The sequence below is a fragment of the Clostridium acidisoli DSM 12555 genome (assembly GCF_900176305.1).
Taxonomy (GTDB): Bacteria; Bacillota; Clostridia; order Clostridiales; family Clostridiaceae; genus Clostridium_I; species Clostridium_I acidisoli.
Window position 1 is genome coordinate 24001 of sequence record NZ_FWXH01000018.1, and the last position, 23584, is coordinate 47584.

The 23584-nt window shown below is 31.2% G+C and carries 19 protein-coding genes; 8 read left to right on the top strand and 11 right to left on the bottom strand.

Annotated elements, in window-relative coordinates; all coding sequences use genetic code 11:
* Nucleotides 1–540 precede the first annotated feature (540 nt).
* A complete protein-coding gene (locus tag B8978_RS15735; RefSeq protein WP_084117208.1) occupies nucleotides 541–1050 on the top strand; it encodes a shikimate kinase in 510 nt (169 codons plus the stop codon).
* Nucleotides 1047–1481, top strand: a complete 435-nt coding sequence (aroQ, locus tag B8978_RS15740; RefSeq protein ID WP_084117210.1) for a type II 3-dehydroquinate dehydratase — start codon at nucleotides 1047–1049, stop codon at nucleotides 1479–1481. The genes B8978_RS15735 and aroQ overlap by 4 nt, the downstream gene beginning before the upstream one ends.
* 171 nt (nucleotides 1482–1652) lie before the next feature.
* Here the strand turns inward: aroQ and B8978_RS15745 are convergent, their stop codons facing one another.
* The 5 genes from B8978_RS15745 to B8978_RS15765 form a co-directional block, all read right to left on the bottom strand.
* A complete protein-coding gene (locus B8978_RS15745; protein WP_084117212.1) occupies nucleotides 1653–1937 on the bottom strand; it encodes a hypothetical protein in 285 nt (94 codons plus the stop codon).
* A 112-nt stretch (nucleotides 1938–2049) separates the two neighbouring features.
* Complete coding sequence (locus B8978_RS15750; protein WP_084117214.1) at nucleotides 2050–3432, bottom strand: PTS sugar transporter subunit IIC; 1383 nt, start codon at nucleotides 3430–3432, stop codon at nucleotides 2050–2052.
* A gap of 140 nt (nucleotides 3433–3572) precedes the next feature.
* Nucleotides 3573–4973 (bottom strand): GH1 family beta-glucosidase, encoded by a 1401-nt coding sequence (locus B8978_RS15755; protein WP_084117216.1) that lies wholly within the window; start codon nucleotides 4971–4973, stop codon nucleotides 3573–3575.
* A gap of 39 nt (nucleotides 4974–5012) precedes the next feature.
* Nucleotides 5013–5321, bottom strand: coding sequence for a PTS sugar transporter subunit IIB (locus B8978_RS15760; protein ID WP_084117217.1), 309 nt, complete (start codon nucleotides 5319–5321; stop codon nucleotides 5013–5015).
* 20 nt (nucleotides 5322–5341) lie between these two features.
* Entirely contained in the window at nucleotides 5342–5662 is a 321-nt protein-coding gene (locus B8978_RS15765) for a PTS lactose/cellobiose transporter subunit IIA (RefSeq protein ID WP_084117219.1), read from the bottom strand.
* A gap of 268 nt (nucleotides 5663–5930) precedes the next feature.
* Between B8978_RS15765 and B8978_RS15770 the strand changes: the two genes are divergently transcribed.
* Together B8978_RS15770 and B8978_RS15775 are read left to right on the top strand one after the other, a co-directional pair.
* Nucleotides 5931–8609 (top strand): sigma-54-dependent transcriptional regulator, encoded by a 2679-nt coding sequence (locus B8978_RS15770; protein WP_084117221.1) that lies wholly within the window; start codon nucleotides 5931–5933, stop codon nucleotides 8607–8609.
* 21 nt (nucleotides 8610–8630) lie between these two features.
* Nucleotides 8631–10388, top strand: a complete 1758-nt coding sequence (locus B8978_RS15775; RefSeq protein WP_084117234.1) for a helicase-related protein — start codon at nucleotides 8631–8633, stop codon at nucleotides 10386–10388.
* Nucleotides 10389–10461: 73 nt separating this feature from the next.
* Here B8978_RS15775 and B8978_RS15780 read toward each other — a convergent pair whose 3' ends face one another.
* The 3 genes from B8978_RS15780 to B8978_RS15790 form a co-directional block, all read right to left on the bottom strand.
* The gene (locus tag B8978_RS15780) at nucleotides 10462–11415 is read right to left on the bottom strand and encodes a glycosyltransferase family 2 protein (RefSeq protein WP_084117236.1); all 954 of its coding nucleotides are present in this window, start codon (nucleotides 11413–11415) and stop codon (nucleotides 10462–10464) included.
* Between the two features lie 103 nt (nucleotides 11416–11518).
* Complete coding sequence (locus B8978_RS15785) at nucleotides 11519–12880, bottom strand: HAMP domain-containing sensor histidine kinase (protein ID WP_084117238.1); 1362 nt, start codon at nucleotides 12878–12880, stop codon at nucleotides 11519–11521.
* Nucleotides 12877–13551: a response regulator transcription factor gene (locus tag B8978_RS15790; protein WP_084117240.1), complete on the bottom strand. Its 675-nt coding sequence runs from the start codon at nucleotides 13549–13551 to the stop codon at nucleotides 12877–12879. Before B8978_RS15790 ends, B8978_RS15785 begins: the two co-directional genes overlap by 4 nt.
* 199 nt (nucleotides 13552–13750) lie before the next feature.
* Between B8978_RS15790 and B8978_RS15795 the strand changes: the two genes are divergently transcribed.
* Together B8978_RS15795 and B8978_RS15800 are read left to right on the top strand one after the other, a co-directional pair.
* Nucleotides 13751–16042 (top strand): ribonucleoside-diphosphate reductase subunit alpha, encoded by a 2292-nt coding sequence (locus B8978_RS15795; RefSeq protein ID WP_084117242.1) that lies wholly within the window; start codon nucleotides 13751–13753, stop codon nucleotides 16040–16042.
* A gap of 21 nt (nucleotides 16043–16063) precedes the next feature.
* Nucleotides 16064–17092, top strand: a complete 1029-nt coding sequence (locus B8978_RS15800; RefSeq protein ID WP_084117245.1) for a ribonucleotide-diphosphate reductase subunit beta — start codon at nucleotides 16064–16066, stop codon at nucleotides 17090–17092.
* Nucleotides 17093–17295: 203 nt separating this feature from the next.
* On the opposite strand, the gene B8978_RS15805 is transcribed toward B8978_RS15800, so the two are convergent.
* The 3 genes from B8978_RS15805 to B8978_RS15815 form a co-directional block, all read right to left on the bottom strand.
* A complete protein-coding gene (locus tag B8978_RS15805; RefSeq protein WP_084117247.1) occupies nucleotides 17296–18171 on the bottom strand; it encodes a DUF2785 domain-containing protein in 876 nt (291 codons plus the stop codon).
* Between the two features lie 149 nt (nucleotides 18172–18320).
* Nucleotides 18321–20519, bottom strand: a complete 2199-nt coding sequence (locus B8978_RS15810) for a DNA topoisomerase III (RefSeq protein ID WP_084117249.1) — start codon at nucleotides 20517–20519, stop codon at nucleotides 18321–18323.
* A gap of 120 nt (nucleotides 20520–20639) precedes the next feature.
* A complete protein-coding gene (locus B8978_RS15815) occupies nucleotides 20640–21755 on the bottom strand; it encodes a YkvI family membrane protein (RefSeq protein WP_084117251.1) in 1116 nt (371 codons plus the stop codon).
* A gap of 297 nt (nucleotides 21756–22052) precedes the next feature.
* Here B8978_RS15815 and B8978_RS15820 point away from each other — a divergent pair, with 297 nt between their 5' ends.
* Together B8978_RS15820 and proC are read left to right on the top strand one after the other, a co-directional pair.
* On the top strand, nucleotides 22053–22766 hold the full coding sequence (locus B8978_RS15820; RefSeq protein ID WP_176212728.1) for an L-2-amino-thiazoline-4-carboxylic acid hydrolase: 714 nt from the start codon (nucleotides 22053–22055) through the stop codon (nucleotides 22764–22766).
* Entirely contained in the window at nucleotides 22756–23562 is an 807-nt protein-coding gene (proC, locus tag B8978_RS15825) for a pyrroline-5-carboxylate reductase (RefSeq protein WP_176212729.1), read from the top strand. Before B8978_RS15820 ends, proC begins: the two co-directional genes overlap by 11 nt.
* The last annotated feature ends 22 nt before the right edge of the window (nucleotides 23563–23584 follow it).

Genomic DNA, 23584 nt, shown 5'->3' on the forward strand with positions numbered 1-23584 from the left:
ACGATTGCTTCGCACGTTAAAAGGTGAAGGGTCGCCAGATGGCGAGGTGATGGGTTTTATCCCTGCTAGGCGCGGATAAAAGGTGAAGTGTTTATGGATAAATCCATAAAGGCTAAGGAAATTTTTCCTCCTACGTCAGAAAAATAATCAATTTAAATGTCTTAATATTTATAGATAACGCTACTATATATTTTAACCGTAGGTTTTGCTTTTAGGCATAGCCTCTGGTGTTAATATGATAGTTTAATACGCTAACAAATATTTATTCATTGAAAACTATCGACCTTCGGTCAAAAAATGAGGGACAAAATACTTTAGATTATAGACTTAAGTTCAAAGATTTTTCGTAGCATCGCGGAAAAAAATCCTCCTTAGCTTTTTCCAACGGAAAACCCATCACCTTTGACCAGCAAAGCGCATGTCAAACCCTTCACCTCGCTTTAGCGACCCTTCGCCTTTTCACCGCGAAGCATTGGTGAAAACCATTCGCCCGTACTTCGCAATTTCTCACTATTATGTACAAAGAAGGATGGTTAGTATATGAATAAAAACTTAGTACTAATTGGAATGCCTGGTTCTGGTAAAACAACCTTAGGTGATCTACTCTCTAAAGAATTGAAACTTAAATTATATGATGTAGACAATTTTATAGAGAAAACTGAGAATAAAAGTATTCCTGAAATATTTGAACTGGGCGAAGAACACTTTAGAACTATTGAAACTAAAGCTATTGAAGAAATTTCTTTGCAAACCGGAGTTATCATCTCAACAGGTGGCGGTGTTGTTAAATCTCCTTATAACATGAAAGCCTTACGTAAAAATGGGTTGATTTTTTTCATAAACAGACCCATTGAAAATATAATTTCTGATATAGCTACTGATAGTCGTCCACTCTTAAAAGATGGGACGAAAAAGGTCTATACCCTATATAATGAAAGATATAAATTATATAAAACATACTGCGATTATGAAATCTTAAATGATAAAAACATTAATGACAGTGTTTCTAAAATTAAGGATATACTTTTAGAAAGAAGTGATTTTTTATGAAAATATTAGTTATAAACGGACCAAATATAAATTTTTTAGGAATTAGAGAAAAGGCTGTGTATGGCTCTAAGGATTATAATGCTCTTTGTGAGTATATAAAAAATGAAGCTAAACCCTTGAATGTAGAAGTAACTATTGTTCAAAGTAACCTTGAGGGAGAAATCATTAATTTTATCCAAGATGCATATGAAAAATATGATGGAATTGTTATAAATCCTGGCGCATATACACACTACAGTTACGCCATTTTTGATGCATTAAAATCTGTATCTATTAAAACTATTGAAGTACATATTAGTAATATTCATAAAAGAGAAGAATTTAGAAGAAAATCTGTAACTGCCCCTGCTTGTGTTGGCCAAATTTGTGGATTTGGTTTTTATGGATATATTATGGCAATGATGGCACTTATAGAAGCAGTTAAGAGTTAAAAGTGACAAGTTAGTGAAGATTTTTCTGCTGACTCAGAAAAGTCGAAAAATTAGGAAGGTAAAGAGATTTGTCACACAAATCTCTTTACCTTCCTTTTGTTCTTAAATTGAATTTCTGCCATAATCAGAAATTATTCCTTATATGTTCACAGTTATTTGGGAACTGCTATATCATCGTGCCAGTCTTTCAATAAAGGCTTTAACATCTTTAATTTCTAAAATATCATTTTTCTTAAAACCTCTCCCAGTATTTTGAGTGGTCATATTAACTTTTATATTAACTGGTCCAGATTCACCATTAGTTTTTAAATCAACAAGAAACTTATCATATCTTTCCTGCTCACTACCTTCATATTTACAAGTATCAAAATTAAAGCCAAAATTTGTTGAATAACTATATTCAATGTTAAAATCATCAATTCCTGTACCTGTAACTTTTAGTTTAAATGTTTTCACTTTTGCACCTCCAAAATTTTTAACTAATGAAGCGCATATAGATTTGATTTTCATCAATCCATATGCGTTACATTAGTTTATGAAAATTATTTCAAAGATAAATCACCCTATTTTAAACTTGTAAATTATCATCACTTTCAATAGCTAATTCACTCTCACGTTCTTCTTTAAGATACTGAGCATCTTGAATTTTAAAGAACGGTAAGTATATTGCTGTTGCAATTAAAATTATAACAATCTGTAGTACTGCGCCTCTCCAACCTGCAACTATAAGTCCTGATATTATTGGTGGAGTAGTCCATATTGCCTGTACTGCTGTAAAACATGGTACTAAACCACTATATATTGCAAAGTAGGTAAGTAAACCAGAAATTATTGGAACTATTAAAAATGGTACAAACATAAACGGATTAAGTACTATGGCAAAACCAAAGAGCACTGGTTCGTTTATATTAAATAAACCTGGAACTAATGCCAAATTACCTAATGTTTTTAGACGTTTTGACTTAGCGAAGAAGAACATTGCTAAAACAAGTCCTATTGTTATACCTGAACCACCCATGGTAAGAAAATTATCTTGGAATTGTTGAGCAATTATGTGAGCATTTCTTCCTGCTCCAGATGCTATTAATTTTGCACCAGTTTTAACAACATCTTGATTTCCAAGAGCATTTGCCTGGTATATTGCACCCATAACACCACTAACAAGAACTGCGCCATGAACACCGAACCACCAGAAGAAAGAAATTATAAATGGTATAGCAATTGCTCCACCAAGTGAATCTGTAAGTCCTTGCATAGGAATTTCTAGTACTTTGTAAACCCATTCAATTGCAGTACCTCCAGTAACAACACCGAAGAAGATATAAACTAATGCTGCAGCTGTCAGAATTACTGCAGCAGGAATAAGTGTAGAAAATGCATTTGAAACACCTTCTGGTACACTGTCTGGCATCTTAATTCTTATATCTCTCGTAATAAACCATGAATAAACATATCCTGTAAATAATCCAACTAATATAGCCGCAATCATGCCCTTTCCACCAGTCCATCCAGTAGGAATAACTCCTGAAAGCTTATCGGCATGTTTCATTACAACTCCGCCCACTTTATCGCCAACATTAATAGCTAAGTAAGTAGGTGATACAACTAGAAAAGCTACAATTCCAAGCATTCCTGCTGAGAGTGAATCACATCCCTCATTTTTTGCGTATTGTGAGGCTACTCCAAATACAGCTATAATTGCCAATATATTGAACGTTGCATCTGAAACTTGGTTAAGTGGAGCTGCCCAACCCGCACCAAATAAACCTGTCATCCAAGAATTCCATGCTGGTATTGGGAAGTTGGCTAACAATAAGAATATGGAACCAATAAGTGAAAATGGCATAGTTATCATAAAGCCCTGTGAAATTGCCATAATAACTTTGGAATTAGCGAATTTCATCACTGGTGGTAAGATTTTCTCTTGAAACGAATCAACTTTACTACTCATTTTATAATTCCCCCTTAAATATATGTTTATTTGCCTAAAAACCCTAAGACATACATTAACTGATTGAAAAAAGAATCCCTATATTTCGTGAAATATATCTATTATTGCGAAATTCACATTGAGTAATCCTTCCTACAAAGTTAAATATTTTCGCCTCTCTCTTCAATAATCTTCTTGTACCAATAGAATGAGAGCTTTTTCTTCCTTTTTAGGTTATCCTTTTGATCCACATAGATGAAGCCATATTGTTTTTTATATCCATTTAGCCAACTTAATAAATCAATTGCAGACCATGCATAATATCCTTTTAGATTAATTCCTTCTGAAATTGCTTTCTTAATTGCTTTTAAATGTGTTTCTATGAATTTTATTCTAGCAACATCTACATCTTCGCCTTCTATTATTGGGTCTGCATCACCTAAGCCATTTTCGGTAACATAAAGTTTAATATCACCATAATCTGACTTTAATAATCTTACCCCTTCTAAAAATGCATCAGGTGCTATTTCCCATCCCCATTTTGTATAATTCTTATCAGGCATTGTAACGGTCCTATATACACCATCGAAAGATGCACTTCCAGGTGCTCCATCTCTAGTTTGCTTCGAACTTTCTCCAACATCATTGTTTTTAATAACTCTTCTAGGCTGATAATAGTTCAAACCTATAAAGTCATTTTTAGGAGCAGCAGATTTTATTACTGCTAGTTCTTCATCAGTCCAATCAGGAACTATTCCTTGCTCTTTAAGTTGTTTCACCACATATTCAGGATAAGTGCCTTTCAGTACTGGATCATAATACCATGCTATTTCATACTGGTTTGCATGGTAAGCAGCGAATACGTTTTCTTCCTTGTTATCTACTGGGAATGCTGGTGAAAATACATGAGTAATTCCTATCTCGCCAAATTGTCTTAACTTTTTATAAGTCTCAACAGACCTAGCATGAGCAGTTACCACGTTGTGTGTTGCCATGAAATATTTTTTAGGATCATTTTTTATTCCTGGTGGATGTGATCCTTCTAGATATCCATGACCACAAAATACGATTGTTTCATTAAATGTAATCCAATGTTTAATCCTGTCCCCAAATGCTTCAAAACATACTTTAGCATATTTTACAAAAGCATCAATTGTATTCTTATTTAACCAACCTCCTTCCTCTTCTAAAATTTGTGGCATATCCCAATGGTATAATGTTGCAAAAGGAACAATGCCATATTTTAAGCATTCATCGATTAAGTTGTTGTAGAATTCAATTCCTTTTTCATTTACCTCTCCACGGCCATCAGGTATTATCCTTGCCCATGAAATAGAAAATCTATAGGAATCTAGTCCCATCTCTGCCATAAGTTTTATGTCTTCCTTATACCTGTGATAATGATCTATAGCAACATCACCATTAGTACCTTCAAAAGTTTTACCCGGGATTTTTGAAAATACATCCCAATTAGTAACACCTTTGCCATCTTCGTTCCATGCACCCTCTACTTGATATGATGCAGAAGCTGCGCCGAAGAAAAAATCTTTTGGAAATTTCATATAGAACCTCCTCTTCACATTAGTTAATTTATGTTTTGGTTATTTGCTAGCGAGTTTTAATGCTTGCTCCAATACTTTAGCACCATTCATCATTCCATAATCTGCGGTATTTATCATTTCTATTGGTACAGAATTCTTGTCACATAAAATCTTTGCCTTTGGTAATACGTATCTAATTTGAGGTCCCAATAATACTACATCAGCCTCACCTATATATTTAGCCATCTGTCCTTCTGGATATGCATTAATAGTAGCGTCAATGCCTTTACTTGCAGCCTCTTTTCTCATTTTTGAAACTAACATACTAGTTGACATACCTGCATTACAAAATAATAAAATTCTAGTCATACTAATCTCTCCTTTATTTTTTATTTATTTGATAAAGAATTAACTACCTTTCTTAAATCTATAATTTCCAAAATCATATTTTTTTCTGATATCGTCGTCATCAAGTGATCTTGTGAATGCACAAATAATATTGATACATTTAAAGGTTTACCCTCCGCTTCTTGTTGAAGCATTTTAGTTTGTATATCATGTGCTTTACCAATTGATTCATTTGCTTTTGCTATTAAGCCATCTATTTCATCATATTTTTCTGTTTTTGCACAATTAAGGGCTTCATATAGATAAGCTCTAGCTTCACCTGAATATATAATTATGTTCATAACTATCTGTTCAATATCCATTTTGTACTCCTCCTTTTCCCATTGTCATTTATTTTCTCCTTACACTAATATTATAAGCAATTACCGTGCCAAAACACTATTAATGGTTTAAATCTTGTATTTCACCCTATATTTTTTTAAATTATTATAGTGTTTCAATTTATAACGTAGTGTTTCTATGTAAACATTTTAGTGTTCAAACACAATGATTTTAACATATAATAGCATTATTATTTTTTATACTATATAATGTTTTTATTAACATTTAATAAACAATAGGAGGTCCATAATGAACAGAAAAGAACTAATATATGAGAAATTACTGGAATTACCCGATAATAATGGAATTGATGCCCAAAATTTAGCCTCTATTTTAAATATAAGTCGTTCAAATGTTAGTCATGAGCTTAATACTCTTTGTAAAGAAGGTAAAATTTACAAAACATCGGGAAGGCCTGTTTTGTTTTTTGTTTCAAACACTATAAACACTACTATAAATAAAACAAAATTAGATGAGTTTGTAAAAAATAATATTAGTCTAAGACAGGCTGTAGAACAATTAAAAGCAGCCATACTTTATCCACCTAAAGGCATGAACTGTTTAATACTTGGAGGCACTGGTGTAGGTAAGTCCATGTTTGCTTCACTTATGCATGACTATGCCATTGAAATGAATATTAAATCAAAAGATTCTCCCTTTATAACCTTTAATTGTGCCGATTACACAAATAACTCTCAGCTCCTAACTTCCCAACTTTTTGGGGTTAAGAAGGGAACTTACACTGGTGCAGATTCTGATAAGGTTGGTTTAATTGAAAAATCAAACGGTGGTATATTATTTTTAGATGAGGTACATAGGCTTCCACCTGAAGGCCAAGAAGCTCTTTTCGTATTCCTTGATACTGGTACCTTTAGAAGAATGGGAGATGATGAATTAAGAAAATCTGATGTTCTAATAATATCTGCAACTACTGAAAATCCAAATTCATCCCTTTTGAAAACCTTCACAAGAAGAATACCTATGTGTATCACTCTTCCTTCTCTTAGTGAAAGAACTTTAGAAGAAAGACTATATCTAATTCGAAGCTTTTTTAAATATGAAAGTGAGAAATTAAATAGGGTTATTCATGTATCCTTAAATACAATGAGAGCTTTTTTATCATATGATTGTACAAATAATATTGGCCAACTTAAAAGTGACATTCAACTTGTTTGTGCTAAGGCTTACTCAGAATTATTAACAAATATAAAGACAGATGTTCGAATAAACAGCAATAGTTTACCACTATATATTAAAGAAGGGCTTTATAAAGAAAAAGAGCATAGAATATTATGGAATAAGCTAGTTAGTGAGGAAATAGAATACTTTAAATTTAGCACTAATGATGAAAATAATCAGCAACATTCTGATAGAGAAAATGATAGTATCTATGACATTATAGAACAAAAATTGGATAAGTTAAAATATAAGGGCATTCCTGATATTGATATTGAAAATATTTTAGAAAAAGATATAACTAAGTATTTTGAAAAATATATAACTGGTGTATCTGAGGAAATAAACAGAAAGAACCTTTTAAATATATTAGGTGAGGACATACTAGACTTTGTAGATAAAGTAGTTTATCAAATAGTTACTTCTCTAAAAAGAAATTTAAACAATAATGTTTATACTGCTTTAGCACTCCATATCAATACTTTGATTACAAGAGTATACAATAATAAAACAATTGTAAATCCGCAGCTTAATAAAATAAAAACCCTTTATCCAGCTGAATATGCTATAGCACTACACGCTAAAGATCAGATTGAAAACCATATTCACCATGAGATTCCAGAAGATGAAGCTGGATATTTAACCTTATTTTTAGTAGATGATGACAAATATTCTCAAAAAGGTATAGATAAAGTTAATGTTATCCTTATTGCTCATGGAAAATCAACTGCAACCTCTATGGCTGATGTTGCCAATGACTTGCTTGGTGAAAAATTTGCTATTGGCATTAATTCACCAATTGAAGTTAAGCCATCAGTAGTACTTGAGAATTTAAGAACTATAGTAAGAAAAAATTTTACCACAAGTGGTTATATACTTTTAGTTGATATGGGTTCACTAACTACTTTTGGTGAAATAATTGAGAGTGAGTTTAAAGTTCCTGTAAAAGTTTTTCCACTTGTATCTACCTTGCACGTAATAGAAGCAACACGAAAGGCTTTACTTGGTCTTTCAATCGATGACATATATGATGATGTGTCATCAATAAACTCTTATGTCTATGTAAATAATAAACTGCAGGAAAGCGTTACAGATAAAAATAAAATAGTAATAATTACTGCATGTCTCACAGGTGAAGGTGGGTCTTTAGCATTAAAAAGTTTTTTAAAGAATAATCTTAAATATGACAAAGAATTATTCGAAATAATTCCGTTAAACTGTTTAGATAAAAAATATTTTAAAGAACAACTGATTAAAATACAAAAGAAAAAAGAAATACTATTTATCATTACCTCTTTCCCTATAGATGTAGACATTAAGCAGTATAATATGTATGATGTGCTAAGTATGAAAGTCATGGATAAATTACAAGAATGTGTTGATACAAAATCGGTTATACTTAAAATGTCTTCTATCATAAAAGAAAACATTGATAATATTGATGGTAACGAATTGTATGAAGACATATCTCAATTTATAAGTCATACTGAAAGTAAATTAAAGATTAAATTAGAGGACGATACTCTAATTGGGATAACACTACACTTAGCCTTTGCAATCAGTAGACTAAAAAAGGGGAACATTTCAATTGAATATCCTGGCAAAACTGAATTTATACAAGAAAATATCATTATATATAATATTATAAAAGAAAATTTAATATTTATATACAATAAGTATTTTATTGATGTAGACGATAATGAAATATGTTATATAATGAATTTTTTCTCTCATCGTAATTCTCAAAATTAATTTTGATTTGGAGGCCTAAATATGAAACCCGCTACAATAGAAAGAAATTTTAGAAAGATAAAAAATCAGTTTAGTCAAACTATGGAAGTGGTTAAACATACTAAGCCGGGTTCTCTTTGGGAACATGAAGCTGCAATAAGAAAAAAACTTAAGCAGTTAAAAGAATTAGAAAATGAAAATTTAAGAGATTTTCAGCCTGTTTATGAGGATTATATATCTCTATTTAATGATGTTTCAAGAGTGCTACTGAAGAATTATAATCTTCAAAATAGTACCAACTTTATTTTTGAAGATGTAATTGAGCATAATTACAGTAGTTACATGAAATCTGGGATTATAAGTGTATTAATCACTGAACATATTCCAGATATTATATCAAATGAATTTGATAAAGTTTTTCCTTCAAATCCTAAAAATGAATATAAAGCTACAAGAAGTTTAAAAAGAAAATTTGTACTTCATCTTGGTGAAACCAATACCGGAAAAACTTATAATGCTATGGAAAAGCTTAAAATGGCCTCAAATGGTATTTATCTTTCTCCTCTTAGAATACTAGCTTTAGAAAACTATGAAAAGCTAAACAATGAGGGTATTAAGTGTAGCTTATTAACTGGTGAAGAAGAAATTATTGTGGAAGGTGCAAACCATATATCATGTACCATAGAAAAATTAAACATAAATAAATATTATGATGTTGCTGTTATAGATGAAATTCAAATGATTGATGATGATCAAAGAGGTGCGGCTTGGACAAAAGCTGTTTTAGGTATAAAATGCAGTGAGATCCATGTTTGTGGTTCCATTAACTCCATTAAAATTTTAAAGAAAATACTTGATGATTGTGCCGATGAATATGAAATTAAAGAATACAGACGTAATATCCCACTTAAAATGGACTACAAAACTTTCTCATACAGTAACGCTTCGGAAGGTGATGCACTTGTTACATTTTCTAAAAAAAATGTATTGCGTCTTGCATCTTATTATTCAGAACTTGGCATAAAGGCCAGTATAATTTATGGAGATTTGCCTCCTGAAGTTAGAAAAAAACAGTATGAACAATTCATAAATGGAACAAATAAAATATTGATTACTACTGATGCCATAGGTATGGGGGTTAATCTTCCAATAAAAAGAATTATATTTATGGATATAAAAAAATTTGACGGCAATGAAATTAGGTATTTAAATTCAGGAGAAGTAAAACAGATAGCTGGCAGAGCTGGTAGGAAAGGAATTTATGATATTGGTTACGTGGCTACCTTTAACAACGTACAGGATTTTATAAGTGAAAACTTGAAAGTTAATGATAGAGAGATAGAACAGGCTGTTGTGGGACCAAGTGATGAAATTTTAATGGTTCAAGAATTATCTCTTAGAGAAAAACTTGCTCTATGGAGTACTAAGGCTGAAAAGGTTCATTTTTATAAAAAAATGGACATAACTGAATATCTAATGGTACTTGATAGCATCAGGGACTATAAATTAGATGAGCGCATTCAATGGAAGCTTTTAAGTGTGCCATTTGACATATCTAATAAGGATTTATTAGATGCATTTTTGAATTACATTGATGAGGTATTTTTGACTAAGAGACTTTATTTATCAAAACCTAAATGCTTTTTAAAGAGCTTATATGAGCTTGAAACCTACTATCAAAAAATCAATTTATATTATTCATTTTCTAGGTGTTTTGAGTTAGACTTTGATAATAATTTTGTAACTGAAGAGAGACTTAACGTAAGTGAAAGCATAAACAATATATTAAGAAGCATCTGATTAAGTTAAATGTTTCTTAATATAACTAGCACTCAGATGGTGTCAAATCACCAACACGAGTGTTAGTTTAACTTTATTTTATATCTACATCTCTATAACTTATTATGTTGTCTATTATATACATAGGTCTATCTTTTGCCTCATCAAAAATTCTTCCAATATACTGCCCCATAATTCCAAGACTAATAAATACTAAACCAAACATGAAAGTGTTCAATGATAAAATTAAAGATAAATCTAAAATGTTATGTTGGTATATTATGTTTCTCATAATTATTACAATAGTGGAAATTAACCCAATAAGAGAACACGCCGTACCAATGTAGTTTACAAATATAAGTGGCCTATGTGATAGAGATGTTATTCCATCCATTGCTAACTTAATCATTTTACCTAGTGGATATTTTGTTTCACCTGCAAACCTTTCATGCCTAACAAACTCAACGTAGGTTTGTTTAAATCCAACCCAACTTACAAGCCCTCGTACATATCTATTTTTTTCTGGAAGTGATGCTAATGCAGCGCACACTTTTTTATCAATTAGTCTAAAATCACCAACATCAACAGGTACATCTACACTTGTCATGCTTTTTAATATTCTATAATATGTTTTTGCTGTGAACTTTTTTAAAAAACTTTCACCTTCTCTTTTAATCCTTTTACCATATACAACCTCATAACCTTGTTTCCACTTTTCAATCATTTCTAAAATAACTTCTGGAGGATCCTGAAGATCCGCATCTATTACCACAATTGCGTCCCCAACGGCCACATCCATACCAGCCGTTATTGCTGCTTGATGTCCAAAGTTTCTAGAAAAATTTATTAGCTTAACTCCTCGATCTTTATTACAAATAAGTTCCGCTTTTTTTCTTGTTGCATCTATGCTACCATCATTTACGAATACAATTTCATATTTCTCTCCAGTTTTATCCATAACCTCTTTAAGTCTTTTATAACTTTCAAAAATAACAAGTTCCTCATTGTATAAAGGTACTACAACGCTATAAACTATATTGTTTTCCATAAAATTCACCTCAATTAATGTTATTAAAATAATTATAATAAATAATTATAGTTACAATGTAGAATGTCTATGTGAATTTTATGTGATAAAAAAGCAGTCAACATCACTGCTGATTGCTTTTAATAGGATATCTTATTATAAAACTTACACCTACTTCTCTATTTACGGCTTTTATTTCTCCACCATAAAAATCAATTATTTTTTTAGATATTGCAAGTCCAAGGCCAAAATTTCCCGTTTTATCCTTATACAAATTATCAAATATGCGTTCTATGCTTTTGTTTTCAATATTACTTCCATCATTGTAAATTTCTAAGATGGCAAAATCATCCTCTTTTTTAAGCCTTAATATTATCTTGTCTTTTGCATACCTAAGAGCATTGTCTAGTATATTCTCAATAGATATTTTTATCTTTTCTTCATTACCAAACACAACAACATTGTTTTCACTTAACTCTAGTTTTATATCAAAATTAAAAACTTCAAATCTGTCTACCATTTTGCCAAGAACACTATTTAAATCTATACCCTGATTTTCAATATTATTCTCTAGCACATAATCAAGTGTATTTAAATATAACATCTGTCTTATCTTTTTTTCAAGACTTATAGCTTCATCTTTTATTATTTCCGCCGTCTTTTCAACAGAATCTATATATACTCCATCAATAATAGCTTCTGCATGGCTCATAATTACCATAACCGGTGTCTTTAAATCATGTGATATGCTTTGAAGAAACATCTTTTCATTTTCCTCAGCATGTTTTAGTTCTTTCTGCATACTATTCATGCACTTAGCAAGGCTACCAATTTCATCATCACTTTTAATTTCAATTGATTTATTCCAATCTTTACTAGCTATTCTCTTTGTATAATTTTCAAGTTCTTTAAGTGGTTTTGAAATATACGACGCTACAATTTTTGCTGTAAAAAAACCTATTATTATGAATGCAATTCCAAATATAATAATCTGGTATAAAATTCCGTTATCTGCCATATAGGGCATATATGTTATAAAATAAGATTTCTGTCCTGTATCAGACTTTATAGGACTTATTATAAATAAAAATTTCATATTATTATGATACTCTTTAAATTGTTTTTCAGATGTAACGCCCTTTACATAGCCGGTCATCCATGTTTTTTCTTCATTATTTCTAGGTTGTGGACCTTCTACTGGTTTATTAACATCTTTAATTTCAGATTTGCCTTCTTGTATGTTTACAACAAAATTTTCACTCCCCATTAAATTTCTAAATTTATCGAATCTTAAAGGTTGATTAAAATTGTTATTTTTAATTAACATCTCATGATATGTTTTTAAATCCTGTATTTTTGCACTTTCATCAAAAGCTCTAAATGCGAATAAATATAAAAATGTTATGCAACATATTATTATTAAAATCATTATTGTAAAGGTCATCCATATTCTCATTGTTAACGATTTTATTTTAAGCATTTTCATAACCTAATAACCAACTTATATCCATATCCATATACAGTTTCAATTGATAACTTATTTACTTTTTTTCTAAGTCTTCGTATTGTATCATCTACAACTCTGTCAGATCCAAAATAATCATTTCCCCATACATTTACTAAAATTTGTTCTCTAGAAATCAAGTTGTTTTTGTTTTCAGCAAGATAACTTAACAACTCAAATTCTTTATTTGTAAGCTGAACCTCATCACCTTTGAAAAACACTAATCTCTGCTTTTCACTAATTATGTATTCTCCAACACTTATATCTCTCTCATCACTGTCAGTATCACCGTATACTCTCTCCATAAGCTTATTTGTTCTTATTACTAATTCTCTTGGTAAAAAAGGTTTAGACAAATAATCATCACTTCCAAGTTCTAACCCAACTACTCTATCTAGTTCTTCATTTCTTGCTGACATAAATATAACTGGAGTATCTTTATTGTTTTGTTTTATGCTTTTAATCAACTCATAGCCATCTATACCCGGCAGCATTATATCTAATATCCACAGGTCAGGCATATCCTTTATCCTGTCCTTAGCAGAATTACCATCATGAAAAGTTGTTACTTTATAACCTTCCCTCATAAGATATTTTTCAAGCAAAATATTTAAACTTCGTTCATCTTCAACTAGATAAATTATTTTGTCCAAACTTATCACCTCAATGTTATATTGTTAATCCAATAACTTATATTTTACCACATTATTTTTAAAATATTGTAAACCAATAATGTGAAAAGTATGTGAAATGTTGCTATTAACATGAAAATGCTATATAATTAAAAGTAATTATTAAAAAATATTAATTATCTGCAAAACGCATTAGTAGAGTGTTAAGGATGTGTGTATTATGAATATTAGAATAAAAAAAAGAAACGGGGAATTCGAACCTCTTTACGTTGAAAAAACAAAAAAGATGGTAAGCTTTGCTTGTAACGGGATTAACGATTGTGATCCACTGGAATTAGAAATGGATTCTAGAATTCAATTTAGAGATGGAATGACTACAAAAGAAATTCAGAAAATTTTAATTCAAACTGCTATTGAAAAAATAATTCAAACCGAAAGTGATATTACCGGAAATACTATAAAAAAGGCTAACTCTAATTGGCAATATGTAGCTGCAAGACTTTTAATATATGATTTATATAAGGAAGCAAGAATAAATAGAGATTATGATTATTTTGGTTATGGTAATTATTTTTCTCTAGTAAAGACTCTTACAGAAAAAAATTTATATGGCAGCTACTTATTAGAAAACTATACAGAAAAAGACATAATGGAACTTGGATTATATATACAGCCAGCAAGAGATAATCTTTTTAATTATGAAGGTTTAAAGCTCTTAAATGATCGATATCTTATAAAAGGTTATAGTGATGAAATTTTAGAACTTCCACAAGAAAGATTTATGACCATAGCAATGCATCTAGCGATTCCAGAAGGAGATAAAAAGCTCTATTACGCTAAAAAATTCTATGACATATTAAGTGAACTTAAAGCTACTGTTGCAACACCAACTTTAGGCAATGCTGGGACTCCATTTTTTCAGCTTAGCAGTTGCTTTATATCTGTAGTAGGTGATAATCTTTGGTCAATTTATGATGTGAATCAAAAATTTGCACAAGTTTCAAAACACGGAGGTGCCCTTGGTATATATGCTGGTAAAATAAGAGCTTTAAATAGTGAGATTCGTGGTCACAAAAATGCTTCTGGCGGTGTCATTCCTTGGGTTCGTTTGTACAATGATACAGCAGTTGCTGTAGATCAACTTGGAAAACGAAAAGGCAGTGCATCTATCACTTTAGATATTTGGCACAAAGATTTATATGACTTCCTTGATCTTAGAACGAACAATGGTGATGATAGAAGAAAAGCTCACGATATATTTCCTGCTTTAAGCATTCCAAACTTATTTATGGAAAGGCTTATAGCTAGAAAAACTTGGTCTCTTTTTGATCCCTACATGGTTAAAAAATTTATGGGCTATAGTTTGGAAAACTTTTTTGACGACGGCGATGACAAAGCCTTTACAAAAAGATATCTTGAATGTGAGGCAAATGAAAACATCTCAAGAGAAACAATAAAAGCCCTCGATATAATGAAAAAAGTCATGAAAAGTGCTGTTGAAACTGGAACACCCTTTATATTCTTCAGGGACACTGTAAATAGTGCTAATCCAAATAAGCATAAAGGAATGATATATTCTTCAAACTTATGCCATGAGATTGCTCAAAATATGAGTGAAAGTGAATTGTTAGAAGAAGTCATCTTATCTGATGGTGGTGATGATGAAGTTATTACAAAAGTTAAAGCTGGAGATATGGTTACTTGTAATCTAAACTCTACCAATTTAGGAAAGATTAAAAAAGAAGAGCTTAAAGACATAATACCTTTTCAAATTAGAATGCTTGACAATGTAATTACCTTAAACAGCCTTCCAGTTAAAGAATCTGAAATCACAAGTAATAAATACAGAGCGGTTGGACTTGGAACTAGTGGATATCATCAATATCTAGCAAACAATAAAATCAGATGGGAAAGTGAAGAACACCTAACCTCTGCGGATGAACTCTTTGAAGAAATTGCATATCAAGCTATAAAGGCCTCCATTGAACTTGCAAAGGAAAGAGGCGCTTATCCTGCATTTAAAGGCTCAGAATGGCAGAGTGGCAAATATTTTGATAGAAGGAATTATACTTCTGATAGATGGCTTAAGTTAAAAGAAGATGTAAAAAAATATGGTATAAGAAATGGATATATTATGGCTGTGGCTCCAACTGGCAGTACATCCAACATTGCAAATACAACTGCTGGCATTGACCCTGTATTTAAAAAATTTTTCATTGAAGAAAAGAAAGGCAGCTTTACTCCTAAAACTGCACCTGATTTAAACTTTGATAATCAATGGTTTTATAAAGAAGCTCATACTATCGATCAACAATGGAGCATAAAAGCTTGTGCTGTGCGTCAAAGACACATAGACCAAGCTCAGTCCTTTAATTTATATATTACACCTGAAGTTAAAGCAAAAGATATCCTTGATATGTATGTTGAATCCTGGAAAAAAGGAGTAAAGACTATTTATTACATACGGAATAGATCCTTAGAAGTCGATGAATGCACAAGCTGTTCAAGTTAATATATAAAGGAGTATTATTATATGCTAAAAAAGAAAATATTTAATGAGTCAGGTGTCCGCGGCACTGAATCAATGATTAACGGAAATACCACAAACTTAAGAGAATGGAACAGAATAAAATATAGTTGGGCAAGTGATATGTACAGAACAATGCTTAATAATTTTTGGATTCCTGAAGAAATTGCCTTAAATGAGGATATAAAACAGTTTCCTTATCTTGCCGATGGTGAGAGAAGAGCTTTTGATAAGATAATATCCTTTTTAAACTTTCTTGATTCAGTGCAATCTGAAAATTTACCTAATATATCTAGATATATTACTGCTTCAGAGGTTTCTTCACTTTTAAGTGTTCAAACTTTTCAAGAAGAAATTCATGCTCAAAGTTATTCCTACATTTTAGATACAGTAACAAATCCCGTTACTCGTGACAAGATATATGATGAATGGCGAGATGATGAGCATCTTTTAGAAAGAAATAAATATATTGCTGGAATTTATCAGCAGTTTAGCGATGAGCCAACTGACGAAAATTTCTTTAAGGTTATCATGGCAAATTATATTCTTGAGGGAATTTATTTTTATTCAGGTTTTAGCTTTTTTTACACTCTTGCAAGACAAGGAAAAATGACAGCTACAAGTACAATTTTTAAATATATAAATAGAGATGAAATAACACATCTGGTACTTTTTCAAAATATAATAAAAGAATTAAAAAAAGAAAATGAAAAATTATTTGATGACAAGCTTGAAAAAGAATTTATATCAATGATGAAAATAGGTGTTGAACATGAAATTAATTGGGGCACGTATGTAACTGGAAATGAAATTTTAGGACTTAACGATGCTCTAATTGATAGCTATATCAAGTACCTAGCAAATCTAAGACTTATGGCTATTGGCATTGAGCCTATATATAAGGACAACATGAATCATCCAATGGAGTGGATTGATGCTTTTTCAAGATTAAACAGTACAAAGACAGATTTCTTTGAAGCAAAAGTTACAAATTACACAAAATCTGCTGCTTTTGATTTTGAAGATTTAGAGTAAAGTAGTTGTATTAGTTTGTTGAATTGAAAAAGGAAATTTTTCCTACTACGTCAGAAAAATAGTAAACTTAATTTATACATCTTATTATTTAAAGATAACTCAAATATGTATTTTAACCACAGGTTGTGCCTTTAGGAGTAACCTGTGGTATTAATATTTCTGTTGCTTTATTCTCATGTCTATACATAATTAATATTCCTCGTTTATAAATCTAGCTCTTTTAATATCTGTTTATCTGTTTTAATAAATTTATTTAATCTTTCTTCTACTTTGAATAGGACATCGGTAATATCATCTGTATTTTTTAGATGCATTAATGAAAAATATAGACACCTAATAAAGTTTTTTGTGTTAACCCTTGTAATATATTGTTCACGGCTATACTCTGACTCAATACACTTTGATAGCCCTTCAATCCAATGAATTAACCTATCTTTAGCTAGTAAACCTTTTATTAGTATCACAAAAACAACTCTAGTCATGCGTTCATCTTCTTCATTACTTAAAAAATACTTTCCATTATATAAAACTCTCTCTAATGCTTTTAGAATATCTAATAAGACCACTTCGTCAGTTTTTTTACTTATTGCCAGTTCGAGCATCGCATCAGCTCCATGAGCTGCTCCATGGGCCCATCCCATATTATCCAAATAACCACGCAAATCATTTTCTTCATTATAGTACTTAATTAAGCTATTTTTAATTTTTATAAATTTTTCCGTATTTAAAAATGATTTTTGCCTTTCTTTCCCTAATAATAAATCTACAATAAGTACTGAAAATGTTCTTGTAAATACCGTATTATCATATTCATTTCCTATATGAAAAAACAAATGATTTTCATCTAATATTATATCTAGTATATTAATAAGTTCTTTATTATTAAAGTAATCTTTTTCATAAATCCAATTGCAAAATGTAAAATAAATCAAGTCATCTCTTAATTCCGGATTAATATCTCCTATGTATTTAAGCATACATTTTGCAAAATCAATTGCCTTTTCGCCCTCATTAAGCTTATACTGGTTATGCTTAATCCTCTCTAAATTTAATATCAGTTCTTCTTTCTCTTTAGTCATACACTCTCTCCTTTTTTATTGAATTGTAGCTCGTCATGTTTTTCCATAAAGCTTTACAAATGTATTGTACTCCCTTTTAGTGTAAATAATCCACATTAAAATATATAGCCACCCAATATAATTATCCTATTGGGTGGCTATATATATATTTATTTATCTAATTTAAGCTTAGCTAATGCTTCTGCTAATGCTGAATTTATTGGTTCATCATTTTCCTTTTTCATTTTTTTCATATAATTTGATACATCTTTTTTATTTAACTTACTGCCTTTATCTTTAAATCTCTTTTCAAAGGAAGAATATTTTTCTCTAAAGTTACATGTTGTACAAATGTATATTCTGCCATCTCCTTCTCCACGAAGTTCTAACTTCTTATGACATTCAGGACATCTTACATTTGTAAATCTACTTAAACTTTCCCTATGCCCACATTCTCTGTCTTGACATACAAGCATTTTTCCATTTTTACTGCTGACCTCAAGCATATATTTTCCACACTGTGGACACTTTTTACCCGTAAGATTGTCATGTTTAAACTTATCCTTACTTCCCTTTACGTCATCTACAAGCTTTGTGGCATAATCTCTCATGTTTCCAATAAAAGTTTTACTGTTTAATCTCCCCTTACTTATTGCTTCAAGATCTTTTTCCCATTTAGCCGTAAGTATTGGTGATTTTAAATCCTCTGGAACTAGTTCTATAACTTGTTTTCCTTTTGAAGTTGGGTGTATATCCTTACCCTTTTTTTCAATATAGAAGGTTTTATAAAGTTTTTCTATTATATCAGCTCTTGTAGCAACAGTTCCAAGTCCACCTGTTTCTCCTAACGTTTTAGCATATTCACTTTTTATATTTATATATTTTTGTGGTTTCTCCATGGCTGATAATAACGTTGCTTCATTAAATCTTGCTGGTGGTTTTGTCTGTCCACTATGAACATTAACTCCAGTTAAACTTATGCTATCTCCTCTATTAAGTTTCGGCAAAGTCTGTTCTTTAATTCCTTCATTTGAATCTTCATTGTCCTCAAAGCTTTCGCCTCTATCATAAACAGCTTTCCAGCCCTTTGACTTAATTACTTTTCCATGTGCTATAAATGTCTCACCGCTAATCTCTGCCTTTATTGTTGTTTGCATAAATTCAAAAGGTGGCAACATAACACTTAGAAATCTCTTTATAACTAAATCATAAATTTTTAATTCCTCACCACTAAGTGCCCCTAAGCTAACCCTTTGCTCTGTTGGAATTATAGCATGATGATCTGAAATCTTAGTGTCATCTACAAAACTTTTATTTGTTTTTATGCCACTTCTAAGTATTTCTGACGCAAATTTGCTGTACTGTCCTATAGATATTGCCTTAAGTCTTTCACCAAGGGTTCCAACAACATCCCTAGGAATAAATCTTGAATCTGTTCTTGGATATGTTAAAAGCTTATGGTTTTCATAAAGTCTTTGCATTATAGACAAGGTCTGTTTGGGTGAATATCCAAACATTCTATTTGCATCTCTTTGAAGTTCTGTTAAATCATAAAGTCCTGGTGCGTAACTTTTCTTATCACTTTCATGTACATCTGTTACTTCGCCCATCTTTCCACTTATCTTATTCGCTACAGATTTAGCTTCTTCTTCATTAAATGTATTTATGTTTCCATCTTTTTTTTGCCATTGAAGTTTAACGCCCTTAGCAATTCCTGAAATACTATAAAAAGTTTTAGGCTTAAACCCTTTTATTTCTTCTTCTCTTTCAACAATCATTGCAAGTGTTGGTGTCTGTACTCTCCCTGCCGAAAGTTGTGCGTTATATTTACATGTTAAAGCTCTTGTTACATTTAACCCTACAAACCAATCTGCTTCTGAACGTGATACCGCTGAAGCATATAGATTTTCATATTCCTTGCCACTTCTAAGATTTTTAAATCCATCTAAAATAGCTTTATCTGTAACAGAAGATATCCAAAGTCTCTTTAACGGCTTTTTTATATGTGCCTTTTCTATTATCCATCTAGCAACTAATTCTCCTTCACGCCCAGCATCAGTCGCTATTATAACCTCGTTTACATCTTTTCTGTTTAATTGTTCTTTTACAGAATTAAACTGTTTACCACTTTGCTTTATAACTACAAGTTTCAAAAACTTTGGAAGCATCGGTAAATCTTCCATTCTCCATGCCTTATACTTATCATCATAAGCTTCTGGGTTCGCTAGTGTTACAAGGTGTCCTAGTGCCCATGTTACTATATATTTTTCACCCTCTATATATCCATTTCCCTTTTTAGTGCATTTTAAAACTCTAGCAATGTCTCTTCCAACTGAAGGTTTTTCTGCTAGAACTAATGATTTAGTCATAGAAACTCTCCTTTCAAGCTAACCTAAATAGATTATAGCATACTTCTCAGTTGGACATAAAAAAACTTCATTTAGTCTAGCTAAATGAAGTCAATCATATTATTGGTTTTTCGCTTAATGCTAGCTAGCCTCATCTAACATATCATCAGTCTTAGAAATTTTTTCTCTAATGCCCTTTACAACAATAAAGCCAGCAAATACTATAGCTGAATATCCTGCTAATGGATATAGTATATTTACTAACTTATCAAAAGGAATTATCCCACCAAATAATGTAGCAACAACTGTTAATATTATAGCAATAATATTAAACTTCTTAGTTCTATCCTTTGCAAATTTTCTTACTGTAACTAAAAGAAATGATGCCACAGCTGAATATATACTTACAACTATAAGTACTGAAAAAATTAATCCTAAAGCTGGTGATATGTGCTTTGCAATTGTAAGTGTTGGAACTTGTTGTCCTGCTATTAACTTATCATAAACAACTTCAGCTATAGTTAAAAATATTATTGCAACGGTAAAGGCAACAGTACCTGTAAGTCCTGCTATTCTTGCTTCTTTTTCACTTCCTGCAGATGCTCCGCAGTCAACTTGGAAAGGTATACTAACCATCAATGCCAAAAATGCATATAGTGCTCCTGACCATGCCCAATTTGATGAAGCTGCTTTAAAGCCTAGTGTTGGCATAAGCTTACTTGCATTTGTTAATGTACCTGGATGTGCAAAAATTGTAGCAACACCTGCTATACCTACAATAGCTACAAATAAAATTTTCACCGGTCCTATAACCCCTATTATATCAATAAGCTTTTCCACTCCAAGTAGTGTTGTACCTAATGCCAAAACTGCTATAATACCTGTCCCTACATATGTTGGAACACCATAGTATTGATTTATTGTCGCTCCACCACCAGCTAACATTACTACACATATAGCATATACTAACACAACGCTATACCATATATAAACTTGTCCTATAATTTTTCCACAATAGTATTCAAATACGTTATATGGATTTTCAAACTTCTTTTTTTGTCCAATTCCAAATAGTGTATAAGTTAGATAACTCATTATAATTAGAAATATAATTGCTGCAAGTATACCTTTAGTTCCACTTGCTCCGAAAAATTGTAAAACTTCCTGTCCTGTTGCAAAACCAGATCCAATCCAATATGCACACAAGGCTCCTGCCAATAGTACTACTTTTTTGATATTAATTGATGCCTTTTCCAACTTTATCACTCCTTTTATTTAGCTTTTTTACTAAGCTATATTTACAATTTAATTTCTTTGCGTTATACTTTTCCTAGTAATCAGATTTGTTTTTGATTATAAATTAGCTTATTTCTTTTGTCAACAAATTTCTACTCATATTTTTATATTTAGACAAATATTATTATTTTATATTTTTTCACGTGTACTTTTTATGACTTTAATATGCTTATCTCCTTACTATATAACTAGAAATTTAGTCTTCTTTGCTATACAATGTTATTAACTTTAGTAAATTATGAAAGGGAGTATGATTACATGAGTATAAATGAACCTATATACTGTTCTATTGAGCATCACGCAACACTCTTTGCTTTATTCTCAAAACATACTATTGAAACCTTTAAAGAAAATGGATCTGGTTTAATTTATAAAGCAGTAGATATATATGGACATGAACGTGGAAATAGAATGGCTGAAAGAGCCGTAGAAAATGGAGATTCACTTAATTTTGTAAATAGCCAAGCCTACGGTGAATGGGCCCCCCAAAAAGGTGAAATGGAAATGTGCCTTATTAGCACTAATCCCGAATTCATAAATGGCGTTACAAAATGTCCTTGGTGTGCTGCTTGGAAAAAGCATGACCTTTTAGAATATGGAAGAAATTATTGCATCAATATAGATGACGCTGTGTTTAATGGCTTCAACAGTAATTTTCACATGAGTGCCACTAGTAACTTAAGCTTTGGTGATGATCATTGTGAATTTCATTGGCAAACTCCATTAACTGAAAAAGCTGCAAAAGATCTTGCTAATAAGAAAAAAGATTTAGGAGCTAGCTGTACTAGAGACTTTAACTTTCATACAGCACATCTTCTATATTCCTTTAGCAAAACAATAAGAAATGAACTGTCCAGTGATGGAAATTTAATAATTTCTAAAGTTTTAGATGACTATGTAAAGCTATTTGGCCATGAATATTTAGATGTATTGGAAAGTGAATTTGGGGAGGAATATTTTTATGCTAAATAATAAAATTTCATTTATTGGTGGCGGAAACATGGCGGAAGGCATAATCCGTGGCTTAATTTCAACAAGTGTATTATCAAGTGACAACATAAAGGTTTATGACATTTTGGAGGAAAGATTAGAGTATCTTTATAATACTTATAAAGTACATTATTCCACAACAGCTGCTGATGCCGCTAAAAATGCAGATGTACTCTTTATTGCTGTTAGACCTCAAGATATTTTTAAGGTTACAGAAAGCTTAAAAGACAGCATTTCTGAAAATACTACTATTATTTCAATATGTGCTGGAATAAAGCTAGAAAAGTTAAAAGAACTATTTGGAGCTAATCATAAATTAGTTAGAGTTATGCCAAATACAATGATTGATGTACAACATGGCTATAGTGCTGTAAGTACAAACGATAAAGTTAGTAAGGAAGATAAAGCTATAGTTCAAACTATTTTAAGTTCTCTTGGCCAAACTATGTTCCTTCAGGAAAATATGTTTAATGCCTTTACTGCTTATAGCTGTGCTGGTCCTGCATATGTTATGTACTTTATTGCTGGTCTTATTGATGCTGGCGTCCAATCTGGATTTTCACGTAAGGATGCAACTTCTATTGCCCTTGAAAACATTATTGCTTCTGCTCTTACAATCAAAGAAACAGGAAAACATCCGTATCAAATTACAGACTCCATGACTTCACCTGCAGGAATAACTATCGATGGTCTTCACTACTTAAGTGAAGCTGGTTTTCATGGCATAGTTATGTCTAGCGTAAAAAGTGCACTTAACAGGACAAATGAATTAGAATAAAAAAACGGAGGTATTCCTATTA

Bases quoted from the DNA above. Each gene is read 5' to 3' on its own strand.
- B8978_RS15735 (WP_084117208.1), top strand. From the start codon at position 541: ATGAATAAAAACTTAGTACTAATTGGAATGCCTGGTTCTGGTAAAACA.
- aroQ (WP_084117210.1), top strand. From the start codon at position 1,047: ATGAAAATATTAGTTATAAACGGACCAAATATAAATTTTTTAGGAATT.
- B8978_RS15750 (WP_084117214.1), bottom strand. From the start codon at position 3,432: ATGAGTAGTAAAGTTGATTCGTTTCAAGAGAAAATCTTACCACCAGTG.
- B8978_RS15755 (WP_084117216.1), bottom strand. From the start codon at position 4,973: ATGAAATTTCCAAAAGATTTTTTCTTCGGCGCAGCTTCTGCATCATAT.
- B8978_RS15760 (WP_084117217.1), bottom strand. From the start codon at position 5,321: ATGACTAGAATTTTATTATTTTGTAATGCAGGTATGTCAACTAGTATG.
- B8978_RS15765 (WP_084117219.1), bottom strand. From the start codon at position 5,662: ATGGATATTGAACAGATAGTTATGAACATAATTATATATTCAGGTGAA.
- B8978_RS15770 (WP_084117221.1), top strand. From the start codon at position 5,931: ATGAACAGAAAAGAACTAATATATGAGAAATTACTGGAATTACCCGAT.
- B8978_RS15775 (WP_084117234.1), top strand. From the start codon at position 8,631: ATGAAACCCGCTACAATAGAAAGAAATTTTAGAAAGATAAAAAATCAG.
- B8978_RS15780 (WP_084117236.1), bottom strand. From the start codon at position 11,415: ATGGAAAACAATATAGTTTATAGCGTTGTAGTACCTTTATACAATGAG.
- B8978_RS15785 (WP_084117238.1), bottom strand. From the start codon at position 12,880: ATGAAAATGCTTAAAATAAAATCGTTAACAATGAGAATATGGATGACC.
- B8978_RS15795 (WP_084117242.1), top strand. From the start codon at position 13,751: ATGAATATTAGAATAAAAAAAAGAAACGGGGAATTCGAACCTCTTTAC.
- B8978_RS15800 (WP_084117245.1), top strand. From the start codon at position 16,064: ATGCTAAAAAAGAAAATATTTAATGAGTCAGGTGTCCGCGGCACTGAA.
- B8978_RS15805 (WP_084117247.1), bottom strand. From the start codon at position 18,171: ATGACTAAAGAGAAAGAAGAACTGATATTAAATTTAGAGAGGATTAAG.
- B8978_RS15810 (WP_084117249.1), bottom strand. From the start codon at position 20,519: ATGACTAAATCATTAGTTCTAGCAGAAAAACCTTCAGTTGGAAGAGAC.
- B8978_RS15820 (WP_176212728.1), top strand. From the start codon at position 22,053: ATGAGTATAAATGAACCTATATACTGTTCTATTGAGCATCACGCAACA.
- proC (WP_176212729.1), top strand. From the start codon at position 22,756: ATGCTAAATAATAAAATTTCATTTATTGGTGGCGGAAACATGGCGGAA.